This window comes from Proteiniborus sp. MB09-C3, from assembly GCF_030263895.1.
Lineage (GTDB): Bacteria > Bacillota > Clostridia > Tissierellales > Proteiniboraceae > Proteiniborus.
In genome coordinates this window covers 3,303,977-3,323,345 of record NZ_CP127161.1, presented here as the reverse complement: position 1 = coordinate 3,323,345, position 19,369 = coordinate 3,303,977, and the positions used below count along the sequence as shown (strand labels likewise).

General features: G+C 29.6%; 7 protein-coding genes and 2 CRISPR repeat arrays. All 7 genes read left to right on the top strand.

The window, feature by feature from the left end; genetic code table 11:
* The first annotated feature begins 7 nt into the window (after positions 1-7).
* The 7 genes from cas3 (at position 8) to tnpC (ending at position 13,999) form a co-directional block, all read left to right on the top strand.
* Positions 8-2,266 carry a CRISPR-associated helicase Cas3' gene (gene cas3, locus QO263_RS16430; protein WP_285623726.1) on the top strand — a complete coding sequence of 753 codons (2,259 nt, stop codon included), beginning with the start codon at positions 8-10 and terminating at the stop codon, positions 2,264-2,266.
* A gap of 16 nt (positions 2,267-2,282) precedes the next feature.
* Positions 2,283-2,774 carry a CRISPR-associated protein Cas4 gene (cas4, locus tag QO263_RS16425; protein WP_285623723.1) on the top strand — a complete coding sequence of 164 codons (492 nt, stop codon included), beginning with the start codon at positions 2,283-2,285 and terminating at the stop codon, positions 2,772-2,774.
* Between the two features lie 11 nt (positions 2,775-2,785).
* The gene (cas1b, locus tag QO263_RS16420) at positions 2,786-3,778 is read left to right on the top strand and encodes a type I-B CRISPR-associated endonuclease Cas1b (RefSeq protein ID WP_285623721.1); all 993 of its coding nucleotides are present in this window, start codon (positions 2,786-2,788) and stop codon (positions 3,776-3,778) included.
* Between the two features lie 4 nt (positions 3,779-3,782).
* Positions 3,783-4,061: a CRISPR-associated endonuclease Cas2 gene (gene cas2 / locus QO263_RS16415; RefSeq protein ID WP_285623719.1), complete on the top strand. Its 279-nt coding sequence runs from the start codon at positions 3,783-3,785 to the stop codon at positions 4,059-4,061.
* A 186-nt stretch (positions 4,062-4,247) separates the two neighbouring features.
* Positions 4,248-11,439: direct repeats of the CRISPR family, unit length 29 nt; unit sequence CTTTAATAGAACTAGAGTAGAATGTAAAT.
* Between the two features lie 159 nt (positions 11,440-11,598).
* Positions 11,599-11,961: an IS66 family insertion sequence element accessory protein TnpA gene (tnpA, locus tag QO263_RS16410; RefSeq protein WP_285623717.1), complete on the top strand. Its 363-nt coding sequence runs from the start codon at positions 11,599-11,601 to the stop codon at positions 11,959-11,961.
* Positions 11,955-12,311: an IS66 family insertion sequence element accessory protein TnpB gene (gene tnpB, locus QO263_RS16405; RefSeq protein ID WP_285623714.1), complete on the top strand. Its 357-nt coding sequence runs from the start codon at positions 11,955-11,957 to the stop codon at positions 12,309-12,311. The genes tnpA and tnpB overlap by 7 nt, the downstream gene beginning before the upstream one ends.
* 128 nt (positions 12,312-12,439) lie before the next feature.
* A complete protein-coding gene (gene tnpC, locus QO263_RS16400) occupies positions 12,440-13,999 on the top strand; it encodes an IS66 family transposase (protein WP_502928725.1) in 1,560 nt (519 codons plus the stop codon).
* Positions 14,000-14,100: 101 nt separating this feature from the next.
* Positions 14,101-19,358: a CRISPR direct-repeat array (repeat unit 29 nt; unit sequence CTTTAATAGAACTAGAGTAGAATGTAAAT).
* Between the last annotated feature and the right edge of the window lie 11 nt (positions 19,359-19,369).

Here is a 19,369-nt window from a genome sequence, read left to right as displayed (position 1 = left end):
ATTAATTATGAACAATTATTGGGCTAAATCGAATCCAAGAGAAACTATTGTAGATCACACAGAAAAATTAATAGAGAATTACAAAGTGTTTAAAAAAATATATCCCAATCTCAATGTGGATTGGGATATATTATACTTATCATGTTTATATCATGATTTAGGTAAAATGAATAGGAAATTTCAGGATAAGATAGAACGTATTAAAAGGCATGCAGATGAAATTCCTCATGGGATATTAAGTCTAGCATTTATAAATGCTAAAGACCTAGAGGAACAAGGTTATTCAAAAGAGAGAATAAAACTACTTGCACAAGCAATAGCATATCATCATGAAAGAGATTTCAACTTTGATAAGGAAATGTTAAAAAGAGAAATAGAATTAATGAAGAAAGAGGTTAGTAAGTTTAATTACGGAAGATTAGATAATATAGTTGTAAAAAAATTAAGCTCTAAATATTTTTCCATGAATAGAATTTATGAAGAAAATGAGGAACATGATGACGAGGAAGAGGATATTTTCTTCAGGTATATAATGATAAAAGGTCTACTTAACAGAATAGACTATGCATCTAGTGGAGGTATTGACGTTGAAAAAGAAAACAACTTTTTATTACAAAACTTAGAAGAAAATCTATTGGAAACATTTAGAATAAAAAAGCCTGATGCTGAATGGAATAAACTGCAGAAATATATGATAGAACATAGAGATAGTAATCTTATAATAGTAGCTCAAACTGGTATGGGAAAAACAGAAGCGGGACTTTTATGGATAGGAAATAATAAAGGCTTTTTTACACTTCCACTTAAAACAGCTATAAATGCAATGTATAAAAGAATAACAGAGAGAATAGTAGTTGATGATTATGAAAATAAAGTTGGTCTTCTGCATTCAGATATTAAAAGAGAGTATTTAACCAGAAAAGGAGAAATAGATTTTGATGAGTATTATAATAAGACAAGGCAATTATCCTTACCTTTAACTGTATGTACAATAGATCAAATATTTGACTTTGTATATAGATATAGAGGATTCGAGCCAAAGCTTGCTACATTAGCATATTCTAAAGTAGTAATAGATGAAGTGCAGATGTATTCACCAGATTTATTAGCATATTTAGTTGTAGGTCTATCTTATATAGATAAAATAGGTGGAAAATTTGCCATATTGACAGCGACCTTACCTCAAATATTTGTGGAATTGCTAGAAAAAGAAAATATAAAATTTCTAAAGCCAGAACCTTTTACAAATAAAAGAATAAGGCATAGCATAAAGGTAGTCAATGAGAAATTGAATTCCGAATTTATTAAAAAAGTGTATAAGAATAATAAGGTTCTGGTTATATGTAATACTGTGAAGGAAGCACAACGAATATATGGAGAGCTATCAAAAGATGAAGAGATTGCGAAAAATATAAATTTATTTCATAGTGGTTTTATAAAAAAAGATAGAAAAAGAAAAGAAGAAGAAATATTAGAATTTGGAGATAAGGGAAAAACATGTGAAGGAATATGGATAACAACTCAAGTAGTAGAAGCCTCTTTAGATATAGATTTTGATATTTTAGTTACAGAGCTTTCAGATCTAAATGGACTATTCCAAAGATTGGGTAGATGTTATAGGGATAGAGATTGGGATAAAGAAGGATATAATTGTTATGTATTTAATGGAGGAGACTCTAAATGTTCTGGAGTTGGAAATGTTATAGATGAATATATATTCAAGCTTTCTAAGGAAGCTTTAAGAAGGATAAAAGGACCGATAACAGAAGATGAAAAAATTAAATTAATAGACAGTATCTATACTATGGAAAAACTAAAGGAAACGGATTATCATAAAAAATTAATAGATGCTGTAGAGTATGTTAAGTTGATAGAATCATATGAGAAATCAGCTTCAGAGATAAAGAAAATCTTTAGAAACATAGAGTCTAAAACAATTATACCTAAACCTATATATGACAAATGTGATGATAAGATAGATGGATATATTAAAACATTAAAACAAGAATGCGATAAAGAGGCCACTTTAGAAGAACGAAAAATGATAAAAGAAGAAAAATTAGAAGCAAGAATTAACTTAGATGACTTTACGTTATCTATACCTTTATTTCGAGCAGAAAAACATCTTTTAGAAAAGAAAGATATTAGTAACTATGAATTTATAGAAATATTTGACTGCGATTATAATGATAAGACTGGGATAATATATAAACCCAAAGATAATGTGAAGGCAGATAGTACAAGCTATGAAGAAAGATCTTGGTAAGTGAAAAGGTGATGAGATGAAAAAAATAACAGGGGTAATGGTATATTACTATTTTGTATGCAAAAGAAAGCTATGGTATTTCAATAATGATGTAAATATGGAGCATACTAGTGAATTAGTAGGAATGGGAAAATTGATTGATGAAAGTTCTTATAATAGAGAGAAAAAGAATATATTAATTGATGAAACTATTAATGTTGACTTTTTAAAGGATTGGAAAATCATACATGAAGTAAAAAAGTCTAGAAAGTTGGATGAGGCTGCTAAATGGCAACTTAAATATTATATTTGGGTTCTAAGAAATAAAGAAGTTAAAATAGAAAAGGGGATACTAGATTATCCCCTTTTAAGAAAAAGAGAAGAGATATTTCTAACTACTTCTGAGGAAGAAGAGTTGATGGAGGTATTAGAACAAATTCAGCACATAATCAATAAGGACTTGCCTCCTGGAGTTATTAATAAAGCATTTTGCAAGAAATGTTCTTATTATGAATTGTGCTATATATAGGGGGTGTGATATTGGGAGAAACATTTTATATTTTTAAAGATGGAGATTTAAAACGAAAAGATAATAGTATAGTTATTACGAGCTTAGAAGGCGATAAAAAGAATCTCAAAGCAGAAGTTGCAGATGAAATATATCTGTTTGGTGAGGTTAACCTTAATACAAAGTTACTGAATTTTATATCTCAGAAGGGTATTATACTTCATGTGTTTAACTATTATGGATTCTATAGCGGTAGTTATTATCCTAGAGAAACTAATATAAGTGGATATTTGTTAGTGCAACAAGTAAGAAATTATGATGATGAAGAAAAGAGATTGAGAATTGCTAAAGAGATATTAAAAGCTTCGTCCTATAATATCTATAGAAACCTCAGATATTATAATGGGAGAGGTATTAACTTAGAAGAGCAAATGAAAAATATTGATAGTTTAATTAAAAAACTTGATTATGGAAAGTCTATAAATGAACTTATGGGCTTAGAAGGGAACATAAGAAAAATATATTATTCTACTTGGAATAGTATTGTAAAGCAAGATATCAACTTTGAAAAAAGAGTTAAGAGACCACCTGATAATATGATTAATTCTTTGATTTCATTTGTAAATAGTCTTATATATACAACAGTGTTATCTGAAATATATAAAACTCAATTAAATCCAACAATAAGTTTCCTTCATGAACCTGGCACAAAAAGATTTTCACTTTGTTTAGATATTGCAGAAATATTTAAGCCATTAATTGGAGAAAGAATGATATTTTCGTTACTTAATAAAAATCAGATAACGGAAGATGATTTTGATAGAGAATCTAATTTTATATATTTAAAAGAATCTGGGAAAAGGAAAATATTAATGGAGTATGATAAGCGACTTGAACAAACTATAGCTCATAAAGATTTAGGAAGAGATGTTTCTTATAGATATCTTATTAGGTTAGAATGCTATAAACTAATAAAAGATATTATAGGTGAGAAAGAGTATACTGGATTTAAAATTTGGTGGTGATTTAATGTATATAGTGTTAATGTATGATATAACGATGGATGAAGGAGGAGCAAGAGTACAGAGAAATACCTTTAAAATATGTAAAAAATATTTGACACATATACAAATGTCAGTATTTGAGGGAAATTTATCGGAGTTAAACTTAATGAAACTAAAAAAAGAATTGGAGCAATATATTAGAGATAATAAAGATTCTCTTATTATATTTAAAAGCCGAGATGAAAGATGGTTGACTAAAGAATTTTTAGGTCTTAAAGATGATAAAACATCTAATTTTTTTTGATAAACATTCTGTCGACCTATAGTAGTACAAAAACATACGGAGATAGACAAACCTTTTAAACATGACATATAAACAAAAATTTGATTGAAATATTATAAAAATTTGTTGCATGAATTAGGACAAATCATGTACATAGACAATTATTGTGTACACAGCCTTGTAGAATCAAAGGCTTTAAAGAAACGCCTTTAATAGAACTAGAGTAGAATGTAAATGGGACTAGCTTTTAACAAATTGAATGAAATAACAGGCTTTAATAGAACTAGAGTAGAATGTAAATTAAAATAAAAGATGGGCTAATAGCTGAGTTAATACCTCTTTAATAGAACTAGAGTAGAATGTAAATAGTGTATAACGCTTTAAATACAACTGGATTAACATTCTTTAATAGAACTAGAGTAGAATGTAAATACAGAACCATAAGCACTCTTTGATTAAGAGTGCTTTCTTTAATAGAACTAGAGTAGAATGTAAATTCAAGAATGAGCAGATTTTGTTGTGATGTATTAAAAGCTTTAATAGAACTAGAGTAGAATGTAAATGTATGTCACAAGTAAAAGCTATGAGTGGAGCAACTGCTTTAATAGAACTAGAGTAGAATGTAAATGGAGAATTACCAGACTTAAATACAATAATAAAAGCTCTTTAATAGAACTAGAGTAGAATGTAAATAAAGATGAAAGGTTTCAGAACAGGTCAGAGGTCCTCCTTTAATAGAACTAGAGTAGAATGTAAATGATTTAAATAGTATTGATGAATTGAATGACATTATACTTTAATAGAACTAGAGTAGAATGTAAATGATTTAAATAGTATTGATGAATTGAATGACATTATAGCTTTAATAGAACTAGAGTAGAATGTAAATAGGATTGAGGTAGAAATAAGTGAGGTGGTATAATGCCTTTAATAGAACTAGAGTAGAATGTAAATTTGAAAGATATTTATATTTTGCTAACTGCATGAACTGCTTTAATAGAACTAGAGTAGAATGTAAATGGATACAATGTATCACTAGGGAAAAGATTTTCACTACTTTAATAGAACTAGAGTAGAATGTAAATATATGAGTATGAAGTTGGGAAAAGTCTTTCGATTTCTCTTTAATAGAACTAGAGTAGAATGTAAATTTATTTCCTTTACTTTGTTTGATTCTGTAATGTACACTTTAATAGAACTAGAGTAGAATGTAAATAAATATTCATTGCTCGATGAGTTTAAATGGATATTAACTTTAATAGAACTAGAGTAGAATGTAAATATATAATCAATTTTTTTATAAATATCATTAGGAAAATCTTTAATAGAACTAGAGTAGAATGTAAATACAAATAAACCAGCTAGAAAACCTAAAGCTATTACTGCTTTAATAGAACTAGAGTAGAATGTAAATATAGTCGGAATAGGCACAGTTGCAGCTAAAATAGGCACTTTAATAGAACTAGAGTAGAATGTAAATTCTAGAATTTATATTCTACAAGGAATAGGGATATCCCTTTAATAGAACTAGAGTAGAATGTAAATTTATTTATGAATATAAAAGTTTTGCTTATTACTTACTTTAATAGAACTAGAGTAGAATGTAAATTTCTCAACTAATCCTTTAATTCATCAAGTACATCTTCCTTTAATAGAACTAGAGTAGAATGTAAATTTATTGCAAGTATAGTAGCTGCAAATATAGAAACTCCTTTAATAGAACTAGAGTAGAATGTAAATATAAAAATCATACCTTTAATATTGTTGATTTTCGGCTTTAATAGAACTAGAGTAGAATGTAAATGCTGGTATCCTTCAACTGAAATTTTTAATCTTGCTTTCTTTAATAGAACTAGAGTAGAATGTAAATGAAATAAAGCTGGAAGAGCAGGGGCCTGCTTCAACCTTTAATAGAACTAGAGTAGAATGTAAATAACTCCATTTCTAACATAAGAGCATCTGTTATCATACTTTAATAGAACTAGAGTAGAATGTAAATGGTATATATTAATATCTTCTTTCTTAAGTAGAAGAACTTTAATAGAACTAGAGTAGAATGTAAATTTCAATAAGTTCTCTATAATCTATATTTTCATGAGCTCTTTAATAGAACTAGAGTAGAATGTAAATTAGCAGGGTTAATAGCAGCAGGTATTGCACTCTACAACTTTAATAGAACTAGAGTAGAATGTAAATCTCATATAGTACATCTCTAATATTTTTCTTTCAACTTCTTTAATAGAACTAGAGTAGAATGTAAATGAAGAAGAAATTTTGCTAGAAGTAAAAGGGATAATACTTTAATAGAACTAGAGTAGAATGTAAATTATATTTTGAAACTATATCTAGTAACATTGCTACCCCCTTTAATAGAACTAGAGTAGAATGTAAATTACTGTTTTTTCATATGCCATGCCTAAGTCCTCCTTACTTTAATAGAACTAGAGTAGAATGTAAATAAAAATTAGTAAATCAATTTTAAAGCATTTAAAGACACTTTAATAGAACTAGAGTAGAATGTAAATTGGATAGGGACAGGCTATAAAGTAGCTATAAAAGATCTTTAATAGAACTAGAGTAGAATGTAAATGCTACTCTATAGCTAAGGAGGTAAGCAAAGTGATATGCTTTAATAGAACTAGAGTAGAATGTAAATTGATACAAACCATGTATTAGGCAGAAACAAAGCTAACTTTAATAGAACTAGAGTAGAATGTAAATGTTTTCTTAACTCTTTATCTTAATTTAATTATAATACTTTAATAGAACTAGAGTAGAATGTAAATTCGTGTTTCCTTCGTGTTCACTTTCCGTTTCTTTCCTTTAATAGAACTAGAGTAGAATGTAAATAGTGTGGTAAAATCTTCTTGAAAGGGGGTGTTACTTACTTTAATAGAACTAGAGTAGAATGTAAATTCTAAACAAGTTACATTGTATAAAATATTGCTCCCCTTTAATAGAACTAGAGTAGAATGTAAATCTAGATATGATTGACAAACAAGGTAAATTGAAAGGTCTTTAATAGAACTAGAGTAGAATGTAAATTTAGAACTAGCCTAGTTGCATAGGTATGTCTTAAATCCTTTAATAGAACTAGAGTAGAATGTAAATGGTGAAGTAAAAGAATTAAAAAAGACAATCGATTTCCTTTAATAGAACTAGAGTAGAATGTAAATAATTGGAGTGTTAATAGCAAGATAAATGCAAGGACTACTTTAATAGAACTAGAGTAGAATGTAAATATCCTTCTGAACCAAATATAGTATGTCTTTCTACGTCTTTAATAGAACTAGAGTAGAATGTAAATAGAAATTGATGAAAGTTTCAAAGTTAGAACTTGCATTCTTTAATAGAACTAGAGTAGAATGTAAATGTATATGAAATAACAATGCCTGCTAAATATGGTGGTCTTTAATAGAACTAGAGTAGAATGTAAATCAAAACATATGAAGGCCATATTCTTTAAATTCAAAAGCTTTAATAGAACTAGAGTAGAATGTAAATCTATTGAGTATAGTCTCTAGTTGCTCAGGAAAATTGACCTTTAATAGAACTAGAGTAGAATGTAAATCCTATATAACCACTGGCTATCCATTTCATTAGCTTCTCTTTAATAGAACTAGAGTAGAATGTAAATAATAAAACATAGTAAATGAAACTGCTAGATGTTTTGCTTTAATAGAACTAGAGTAGAATGTAAATGAAGCATGCTTTTTAATATCTCTCTTAAGGTTTTCTTCTTTAATAGAACTAGAGTAGAATGTAAATCTCATAGTAGATAATCTTCTAAACTCATATCTTATACTTTAATAGAACTAGAGTAGAATGTAAATCCTATTACTGCAACTGAAACAAGTATCTTAAATAAACTTTAATAGAACTAGAGTAGAATGTAAATCCCTTTTGTTTCTTCAGGCAGCTTCGTTGCTTCCGCTTTAATAGAACTAGAGTAGAATGTAAATATCATCTTTATTCCTCCTTACATTCAGGACAATAATCTTTAATAGAACTAGAGTAGAATGTAAATAGAAGATAAGACAAAGGGTGATGGTGGAAATCCTCCTTTAATAGAACTAGAGTAGAATGTAAATATTTTTTATTTTACTGTTCTCATCCTCTATACCTGCTTTAATAGAACTAGAGTAGAATGTAAATATTTTTTATTTTACTGTTCTCATCCTCTATACCTGCTTTAATAGAACTAGAGTAGAATGTAAATGAGGATGATAATTTAGCTTATATGATAGAGTATAATCTTTAATAGAACTAGAGTAGAATGTAAATAAGGAAACAGGGTAAAAATGGGTGCTTTATTAATGGCTTTAATAGAACTAGAGTAGAATGTAAATCAAGTATAGAGATTTTATTCTGACAGCTATAGGATCTTTAATAGAACTAGAGTAGAATGTAAATGTTAAAAATCATCTTCCCGCTATTGTTGAACTTAGCTTTAATAGAACTAGAGTAGAATGTAAATTGTCTATTGCTTATGTAGGAAACAGTTATAATGAACCTTTAATAGAACTAGAGTAGAATGTAAATAAAGTTGTTATTATGCTCTTCCCCACACTCAATAAACTTTAATAGAACTAGAGTAGAATGTAAATATTATCGAATAGCTCAACGTAATTCATAGGCTCGCAACTTTAATAGAACTAGAGTAGAATGTAAATTTTATATAAATACTTTAAGAGAGGAGGATTATAATGTCTTTAATAGAACTAGAGTAGAATGTAAATTTTGATGATAGTCTCAAGTATTTGGTAATAGATGACTTTAATAGAACTAGAGTAGAATGTAAATTTAAATTATTAATATAATATTAACTTAATTACGTCACTTTAATAGAACTAGAGTAGAATGTAAATAAACTTGTTTATTATTTCAGGAACTTTCTCTATGACTTTAATAGAACTAGAGTAGAATGTAAATATTAGAAGAAAGAAAAGAATACATGAGAGAGTATATGCTTTAATAGAACTAGAGTAGAATGTAAATATAACTATTTGAAAGCCTTCCCAAGCAGATGATAAACCTTTAATAGAACTAGAGTAGAATGTAAATTGCAAATCCTTTAATCAGTCCATAGCAGTCACTAACTTTAATAGAACTAGAGTAGAATGTAAATTTTTTCTAGTCATTTTATGAGCTTCTATAAACATTTCTTTAATAGAACTAGAGTAGAATGTAAATTCCAAATGTTAATCGTTGTAGATTATCCCATAAACACTTTAATAGAACTAGAGTAGAATGTAAATAATGTTATTTTAGACGAAACAGCAAAAGCTTCTTACTTTAATAGAACTAGAGTAGAATGTAAATTGCGCAGGAAGTGCAACAACGCTAAAAGCAGCAGCCTTTAATAGAACTAGAGTAGAATGTAAATTTGCAAACTAGAATTTAATTGTGAAGAATGTATACTTTAATAGAACTAGAGTAGAATGTAAATCAGCAAGTATATCCGATATTGCAAGCTATTGCAGATCTTTAATAGAACTAGAGTAGAATGTAAATAATAAAAAAATACAACAGTAAGGATTGCTTAATTTACCTTTAATAGAACTAGAGTAGAATGTAAATAGTTTACTTAAACCAGGTGCAGAAAAAATACTCATCTTTAATAGAACTAGAGTAGAATGTAAATTTACTAGAAATAAAAATAGGCTAGTTAATGCTATAAACTTTAATAGAACTAGAGTAGAATGTAAATAGTGCAGCAGTTAGTCAAGGATTCAATGAAGAAGTACTTTAATAGAACTAGAGTAGAATGTAAATGAGCAAATATGTGAAAAGTATAATGCAGATAAGAGCTTTAATAGAACTAGAGTAGAATGTAAATGTAGTCTTTTGCGGATTATAAGTTGGTAGCTGCTTGTCTTTAATAGAACTAGAGTAGAATGTAAATTTTTAAAAATACTCTTAAATTTCTCATGTAAGTCTCTTTAATAGAACTAGAGTAGAATGTAAATGTCAAAGTCTGCTTTCCACCCTCTGTCATTGTTACCCTTTAATAGAACTAGAGTAGAATGTAAATACAGCTGCCTATGCTTGGGTAAGGGGTATCTCTATACTTTAATAGAACTAGAGTAGAATGTAAATTACCAAATCGCTGAAAATGTATGTGGGTCTATGTTACTTTAATAGAACTAGAGTAGAATGTAAATGTAGGACATAGCATATCTCATAATCCAGACACAAAAGCTTTAATAGAACTAGAGTAGAATGTAAATGCATTTCATCTGTATAAGCTATTCTTTCATTTAGCCTTTAATAGAACTAGAGTAGAATGTAAATAGGTTTATATCAGAATCCAGAGAAATTATTGCAACTTTAATAGAACTAGAGTAGAATGTAAATTTAAAATACCTCTTTTGCATACAAATTGTCCTTGTACTTTAATAGAACTAGAGTAGAATGTAAATTTTCATATTAACCAAACTTTCATCATCTTTTATTTCTTTAATAGAACTAGAGTAGAATGTAAATTGCTAAAAATTGAACTCTTTTAGTTCTTTTAACTTCCTTTAATAGAACTAGAGTAGAATGTAAATCTGCACATTAGACAAATTACTGTCATTCTTAACCAACTTTAATAGAACTAGAGTAGAATGTAAATTCGTGTGTGTGTATCGCTAAATGTTAGTAATATCACTTTAATAGAACTAGAGTAGAATGTAAATATAAGTAGACATTACATCAGGTTTCCTAAACGGTTTACTTTAATAGAACTAGAGTAGAATGTAAATACTTGTTTTTGTCATTTCCAATATACCAATTTGCTTCAGCTTTAATAGAACTAGAGTAGAATGTAAATCACTTATACAGAGAACATGCGATTAGAATGAATGTAGCTTTAATAGAACTAGAGTAGAATGTAAATCTATTACATCCATATTGACTAGAAATAGTTACTACCCTTTAATAGAACTAGAGTAGAATGTAAATTATTTTTAGGGTTTAATTCTTTATAGTCGCAACATCCTTTAATAGAACTAGAGTAGAATGTAAATGTCCATTTAACATCAAACATAAACACCATCTCCTTTTACTTTAATAGAACTAGAGTAGAATGTAAATTTTCATCATATAAGACTTGTACTAAATATTGAACCGTCTTTAATAGAACTAGAGTAGAATGTAAATTCTGAATCCTAATTCTTTTATAATTTCTTTGTGTGCTTTAATAGAACTAGAGTAGAATGTAAATCTTTTTATTTCTACCCATCTTATATTTGTTGCGGCTTTAATAGAACTAGAGTAGAATGTAAATTAAATTTCTCCCCCTATCAAGCTCTTTTTCCTTCCCCTTTAATAGAACTAGAGTAGAATGTAAATTTTAGTGCATCTGTTATTATCTTCATACAATTATCCTTTAATAGAACTAGAGTAGAATGTAAATATTCTTGTTAGTGTTCACATCGCAGAAATGATGTAAGCGTATAATAATTGATGGATTTTATAACTAATCCCCAAATGAGATAATAAAGTAAACTTGTGAACACTTTTAAAGTGTTTACAAGTGTTACAAACACTATAAAAGTCTCAAGGAGGGATCCATATGGATATGAGATCTATAAGCCATCAGGTTAAGGTTCAGGAATGGCGTGAAATTATCTCTAGATGTAGAAATAGTGGTATGCCAGTACGAGAATGGTGTAGCGAAAATGGAATTAAACCAAGTCAATTCTATTACTGGCTAAGGGTGATTCGCAATGAGTCCCTGGCATTGATACCAAGAGAACCGCAGGTAGTTCAACCTTCTTTTGCAGCTGTTAAAGTTTCTGAAATGAACAATACAGATACTGATGAGGCTGGTACCTGTGCAGTAATAAAAACTAGTTCATTTTCCATCGAAATTAAGAATGCTGCTAATCCTAAAACATTGGAGCAGGTTCTCCAGATATTAGATAGCTTATGTTAGCAGAATTTAACGGCTTTGTCCATATTTACGTTGCATGCGGACATACGGATATGCGGAAATCAATCGATGGTCTTGCAACCATTGTAGCTCAAAATTTTCATCTTGATCCATTTGAAAAGAGTCTGTTTTTATTCTGTGGGAGAAGACGTGACAGATTGAAGGGATTGTTATGGGAGGGAGATGGGTTTTTACTACTATACAAAAGACTTGAAGGCGGTTCTTTTAACTGGCCAAAAGACCCTCAGGAAGTATTAGAGATAACTCCTCAGCAATATCGTTGGTTAATGGAAGGTCTATCTATCCATCAGAAAAATACCATACCAAAATTAGAGAAAAAGAGAGTAATTTAAAGGCTAAAAAACGCACCAAAAAGCGTATTTTAAGCCTTTTTAGTAGCTTTTTCAAACAAAAAATGGTATAATTAAGATAGATAAAAACTTAGAGAGAAGGCTAATTTAAAGTGACTGAAAACATATTAATACAAACACTTCAAAAGACAATTGAATCACAAAATGAAATAATAGAATCTCTAAGAAAAGAGCTTCAGCGTGCTAATGAAAATGTAGAATTTCTATTAAAGAAACTATATGGCAGAAAGACCGAAAAAACATCTGCAATTAATGGACAACTTGTAATTGAGGAAGTGGCTCTTGGTCTTTTTAATGAAGCAGAGGTAGCTGCAGATTTTACAGAGCTAGAACCAGTTCCATTCGAAGAACCTGTAAGAAGAACACGTTCAGGTTACAAAAGGAAGGCAGCATTTAAAAATATTCCTCAGCAAGACCAAGTATACAAATTAGAAGAAACTCAAAGGAACTGTCCTAAATGTGGAGATAATCTATCAGTTGTAGGTAAGAAATTCTTACGTTCTGAAATTAAATATATTCCAGCCGAAATCAGCATTGTAAATATATATCAAGAGACCTATGAGTGCAGAAAATGCAAAAAAGAAGGTCTGCCTTCTATTTTTAATCCATATACTCCAGAGCCAGTATTACAACATTCATATGCCACTGCATCAAGCGTTGCTTGGACTATGTATCAAAAATTTGTACAAGCAGTTCCCCTATATCGCCAAGAAAAAGATTGGAAGCAGATGGGCTTTCCAATTAGCCGTGCAACACTATCCAATTGGATACTAAAGACATCAGAAGAATGGCTAATGCCTGTAGTGGAAAGACTTCAGGAAGAACTCTTAAAGGAGAAGTATTTGCATGCTGACGAAACTCCAGTTCAAGTACTAAATGAACCTGGAAAGAAAAACACTACTAAATCATACATGTGGGTTTACTCTACATCCACCCATGCAAATCGTGGCATTAGGATATTTAAATATGCTACAGGAAGAGCTGGAGAAAACGCAAGCAAATTTCTTAAAGGGTTCAGTGGATTTTTACATACGGATGCTTTCTCAGGTTATGGAAAAGTAAAAGATATCCACCACTGCTTGTGCTGGGCCCATGTCAGGAGATACTTTAATGATGCTATGCCAAAAGATACGAAAAGTCAGGAAGCAACTCTGCCTGCTACAGGAATAGCATATTGCAATCAGTTATTTGACTGGGAAAGAAAACTTAAAGATCTCCCGCCTGAAGAGAGAAAAGCTAAGCGTCTAGAAAAGGAAAAACCAATTCTTGATGCCTTTTGGTCGTGGGCAGAAACAGCACTCACACAAGTACTGCCAAAATCTAAAATTGGAACAGCTCTTCAATATGCAATGAATCACAAAGAAAAGCTTCAAACATACCTCGAAGATGGCAACTGTGTAATATCCAACAATATTGCAGAAAACAGCATCAAGCCATTTACAGTGGGAAGGAAGAACTGGGAGTTCTGTGGAAGTCCTGAAGGTGCTAAAGCAAGTGCATGTGTATATACATTAGTGGAAACTGCAAAGGCTAATGGCTTAAATCCCTACAAATATTTAGAATTCATTTTATCCAGAATACCTGGGTCCAATTTTAAGACTAATCCGAAAGTACTGGATCTTATGCTGCCATGGGACTCATTAATTCAAAAAACATGCAAAGCAGACTAAAATCAAGCTAAGGGAGATGGAACTATCATCTCCCTTAAATTATACAACCCATTAGTGATTGATCCAATCCATCAATTATTGATCGCTTACGAAATGATTTCCTTTAATAGAACTAGAGTAGAATGTAAATTGATCTGTAGAAGTTTTATTTTTACCTACTACACTACTTTAATAGAACTAGAGTAGAATGTAAATACAAGAACAGAATATGGCAAAGCAATCAGAAAACAATCTTTAATAGAACTAGAGTAGAATGTAAATTCATCAGTTAAATGAAAATATGTGATTCCATTCTCGCCTTTAATAGAACTAGAGTAGAATGTAAATTTAATTTCACCTCCTTGCTATGCTTTGTAATTACATCTTTAATAGAACTAGAGTAGAATGTAAATATAAAATAAAGAAGTATATTCTTGGCTTCTAGTTCCCTTTAATAGAACTAGAGTAGAATGTAAATCCCTTTTCATTTGCCGTCAAAAAAACGTCAAAAATACCTTTAATAGAACTAGAGTAGAATGTAAATTAAAGCTTGTCTTACCACTTCCTTGTAATCCTGTTACACTTTAATAGAACTAGAGTAGAATGTAAATTACTTTTCTTCAACTGCTAAATCAATCATTTGCTGTCTTTAATAGAACTAGAGTAGAATGTAAATCTTTAAACTACGTGTAACATACACTTTATCCTCAAGCTTTAATAGAACTAGAGTAGAATGTAAATTACTACTAAATGAACGGCTATCAAGACTAAACATACTTTAATAGAACTAGAGTAGAATGTAAATTTTATTAAAGCTTTATCTCCTGTTTGTGCTGTTATCTTTAATAGAACTAGAGTAGAATGTAAATAATGTTGCTGGTTGTGATTTGGACAAAACAATTAAACCTTTAATAGAACTAGAGTAGAATGTAAATTCACTAAAAAATTCAATAGACTTATATAATTCAGCTTTAATAGAACTAGAGTAGAATGTAAATATTTAGGAATAAAATCATTTGATAAAGAAGCCTTTACTTTAATAGAACTAGAGTAGAATGTAAATTTCTTTAATGGTTGGTATTCTATTTTGTAAGTTATTCTTTAATAGAACTAGAGTAGAATGTAAATTTTAGAGGTTGAAATAGATTAATCGTATGTTGAAAACTTTAATAGAACTAGAGTAGAATGTAAATATCTTTTAGTTCAAGAAACTTTGCCTACACTTCTAACTTTAATAGAACTAGAGTAGAATGTAAATGAAATACCTGGATTAGTTCTATGGATGAAAGGTCATGCTTTAATAGAACTAGAGTAGAATGTAAATATAGGTGCGGGAAGACAAAATGCGATAGTTATTATCTTTAATAGAACTAGAGTAGAATGTAAATGTATTATTTTGTCGAATAATATGTAAAAATCATATTACTTTAATAGAACTAGAGTAGAATGTAAATGAATCACATGCATTTTATGAATGGTATCTTAGGACCTTTAATAGAACTAGAGTAGAATGTAAATGTTTATACAGCTACATCTGTAGAAACTAGAGCAGACTTTAATAGAACTAGAGTAGAATGTAAATTGATCCTATGACCTTTTCTATGAGTAAACTTTTTTAGCTTTAATAGAACTAGAGTAGAATGTAAATGAATATCTAATGAATAGGGACGGTTTTTCTTTATTCTTTAATAGAACTAGAGTAGAATGTAAATGAGTTCCAATCACCTGAGTTCCCATTACCTGAGTTCCTTTAATAGAACTAGAGTAGAATGTAAATGCGAAGGACGTCCTTTTGAAATTTGGTATCATTCGACTTTAATAGAACTAGAGTAGAATGTAAATAGTTATTTTAGACAAGTTTAATGTTAAAGATCCTATCTTTAATAGAACTAGAGTAGAATGTAAATAATCTCTCCTTTTTTATATTCGCTCTTAACTCTTTATCTTTAATAGAACTAGAGTAGAATGTAAATGCTTCCAAACCTATATTCTGCATTTTTCCCATCTTCCTTTAATAGAACTAGAGTAGAATGTAAATACTTATTACACAATGTTATATACTCTGTCAATAATTCTTTAATAGAACTAGAGTAGAATGTAAATTCATAATTTTCATGATGAAATAACAAATTATTAACCCTTTAATAGAACTAGAGTAGAATGTAAATGGAGCAGATGGAAATAAATTTAATGCATTAGATGGATCTTTAATAGAACTAGAGTAGAATGTAAATGATGGTGTTGATTACAAAGAATGGGAAAGGCAAGGACTTTAATAGAACTAGAGTAGAATGTAAATTTGCAAACGACATCAGATTTCTTAACTAATGTGGAACTTTAATAGAACTAGAGTAGAATGTAAATAACATTGAAGGAATTATTTATCAGCTTGCAACTGAACTTTAATAGAACTAGAGTAGAATGTAAATGTTTGTTTGTGTGCATAATAGTGAAACACGTTAGGAGCTTTAATAGAACTAGAGTAGAATGTAAATGTTAAATCAGGTAATGGCTTGCTAGTAGGAACTACATCTTTAATAGAACTAGAGTAGAATGTAAATATCATTTCGATATCTTCATCACTTCTGACATGAAAGCCTTTAATAGAACTAGAGTAGAATGTAAATATGAAAGCTTGAGCAACATACCCTTTATTTGCTTCCTTTAATAGAACTAGAGTAGAATGTAAATATTTTTTTCAATCAAATCGTTTACTACAAAAACACCTTTAATAGAACTAGAGTAGAATGTAAATTCAAATCAAGCAACAAACAATCAAGACTTATCTAATACTTTAATAGAACTAGAGTAGAATGTAAATTTGCATTTTCACTATCTTCTACTAGTTCTACTTTAATAGAACTAGAGTAGAATGTAAATTTATCAAGGTTAAGTCATCATCATTCATCTGTTGTCCTTTAATAGAACTAGAGTAGAATGTAAATGACTATTAAAGACATGAGGGAGCAAGCTAATGAACCCTTTAATAGAACTAGAGTAGAATGTAAATTGCCTTCTTAGGTAGAGCTTCCCTTCTTTTAATGCCTTTAATAGAACTAGAGTAGAATGTAAATAATAGTGTGAGGGATTATATAAAAGGTAGCAAGCTGCTTTAATAGAACTAGAGTAGAATGTAAATAATAAAATAAGCTACATAAAAGCTAATACAATAGCACCTTTAATAGAACTAGAGTAGAATGTAAATTTATCAGAATACTTAATACTTTTCTCTCCTGCATTCCTTTAATAGAACTAGAGTAGAATGTAAATCAAGCCTTAATGATGTTACCTACACCAACAGCAAGCCTTTAATAGAACTAGAGTAGAATGTAAATGTATATGAAAAAGAATTTTATGAAATGCAGGAGCTTCTTTAATAGAACTAGAGTAGAATGTAAATGTAGATATACCTCAAGGCATGCTAACACTTTCAGAGCCTTTAATAGAACTAGAGTAGAATGTAAATGAGCTACAGATGTTCAAGCAAATATTTGATTCAGTACTTTAATAGAACTAGAGTAGAATGTAAATACATGATTATCATAAGAAGTAAAAATACTTGTGCTACTTTAATAGAACTAGAGTAGAATGTAAATGGGGGTTTCCTTGCCAACCTCATAGCCTTGCAGGTAACTTTAATAGAACTAGAGTAGAATGTAAATGATACAGATTCATATGAGCCTGTTGAGGGACAAGCAGCTTTAATAGAACTAGAGTAGAATGTAAATAAAATGATGTGCTAGACGGTATAAGGTTTGTGGCCACTTTAATAGAACTAGAGTAGAATGTAAATTCATAAAGCTCTGTTCCGTTCTTGTCTTTAACCCCTGCTTTAATAGAACTAGAGTAGAATGTAAATTTGTTCTTTGTATAGAATATGGAGTAAATACTTCTGCTTTAATAGAACTAGAGTAGAATGTAAATATATTCAATGCTCTTAAACTGCTCATTTGTAGTTTTCTTTAATAGAACTAGAGTAGAATGTAAATATGTGGAAGGGCGCCATTTCTATCAAAATGCCTATAACCTTTAATAGAACTAGAGTAGAATGTAAATTAGTCTATAGTCGGCAGTCCAGTAGGAATATAGTTTCCCTTTAATAGAACTAGAGTAGAATGTAAATCTATTCCTGTTGCCACTATTCCCGTTGCCACTATTCCACTTTAATAGAACTAGAGTAGAATGTAAATTTACTAAGGCCAATAGAGCTAATTCAGATACAGTTACTTTAATAGAACTAGAGTAGAATGTAAATACATTTGTATCTCTTACACTTCCATTTATAATTATACCTTTAATAGAACTAGGGTAGAATGTAAATCTTTATAGCTATAATTATATAGTTCATCAGTTTTTCCCTTTAATAGAACTAGAGTAGAATGTAAATTTAGTAGTTGAAAGCGACGAACAAGCAGCTATATTGCCTTTAATAGAACTAGAGTAGAATGTAAATGTGCTTCTCCAAAAGTTTTCCTCCAGGGAAGATTCTCCTTTAATAGAACTAGAGTAGAATGTAAATATAAAAAATAGATTTATATTTTTATTACTAAGTTCCCTTTAATAGAACTAGAGTAGAATGTAAATGCTTTCCAAGTAAGGCACCATAACTGATTTAATTTTCCTTTAATAGAACTAGAGTAGAATGTAAATACTCTATTTCGGCAACTTGGTTTCTAGCTACTTCAGCCTTTAATAGAACTAGAGTAGAATGTAAATTTTATACATTCCTCCTTAAATTAATCTCTTTCAGCCCCTTTAATAGAACTAGAGTAGAATGTAAATGAAGGATATTACTTATGCTTCTCAGGAGGCAAAGACAGCCTTTAATAGAACTAGAGTAGAATGTAAATTTTTTAATACCTCCTCTTCTAGCCATCTCAATTAATTCCTTTAATAGAACTAGAGTAGAATGTAAATTTCTTTAATGGTTGGAATTCTATTATTTAAGTTATACCTTTAATAGAACTAGAGTAGAATGTAAATCCGTATGGATAAAACTATTCTCCATCACATAATAATACCTTTAATAGAACTAGAGTAGAATGTAAATAAGCTAGAAGACTATATTTAAATCAACACGTTGCATCCTTTAATAGAACTAGAGTAGAATGTAAATCACCAAGCAGACATACCTCTTAGGCCTTCTAAGCCTCCTTTAATAGAACTAGAGTAGAATGTAAATATGATGGCGCTAATCTAGATTCATATGCTAGTTATCCTTTAATAGAACTAGAGTAGAATGTAAAGAATCATACGCATGACTTAGAGCTACCAAACCATACACCCTTTAATAGAACTAGAGTAGAATGTAAAGGTTACTTATCAAGTTACAAAACCTGCGTGTAGATTACCTTTAATAGAACTAGAGTAGAATGTAAAGACTAAAGCTAA

Bases quoted from the DNA above. Each gene is read 5' to 3' on its own strand.
- tnpA (WP_285623717.1), top strand. From the start codon at position 11,599: ATGGATATGAGATCTATAAGCCATCAGGTTAAGGTTCAGGAATGGCGT.
- cas3 (WP_285623726.1), top strand. From the start codon at position 8: ATGAACAATTATTGGGCTAAATCGAATCCAAGAGAAACTATTGTAGAT.
- cas2 (WP_285623719.1), top strand. From the start codon at position 3,783: ATGTATATAGTGTTAATGTATGATATAACGATGGATGAAGGAGGAGCA.
- cas4 (WP_285623723.1), top strand. From the start codon at position 2,283: ATGAAAAAAATAACAGGGGTAATGGTATATTACTATTTTGTATGCAAA.
- tnpB (WP_285623714.1), top strand. From the start codon at position 11,955: ATGTTAGCAGAATTTAACGGCTTTGTCCATATTTACGTTGCATGCGGA.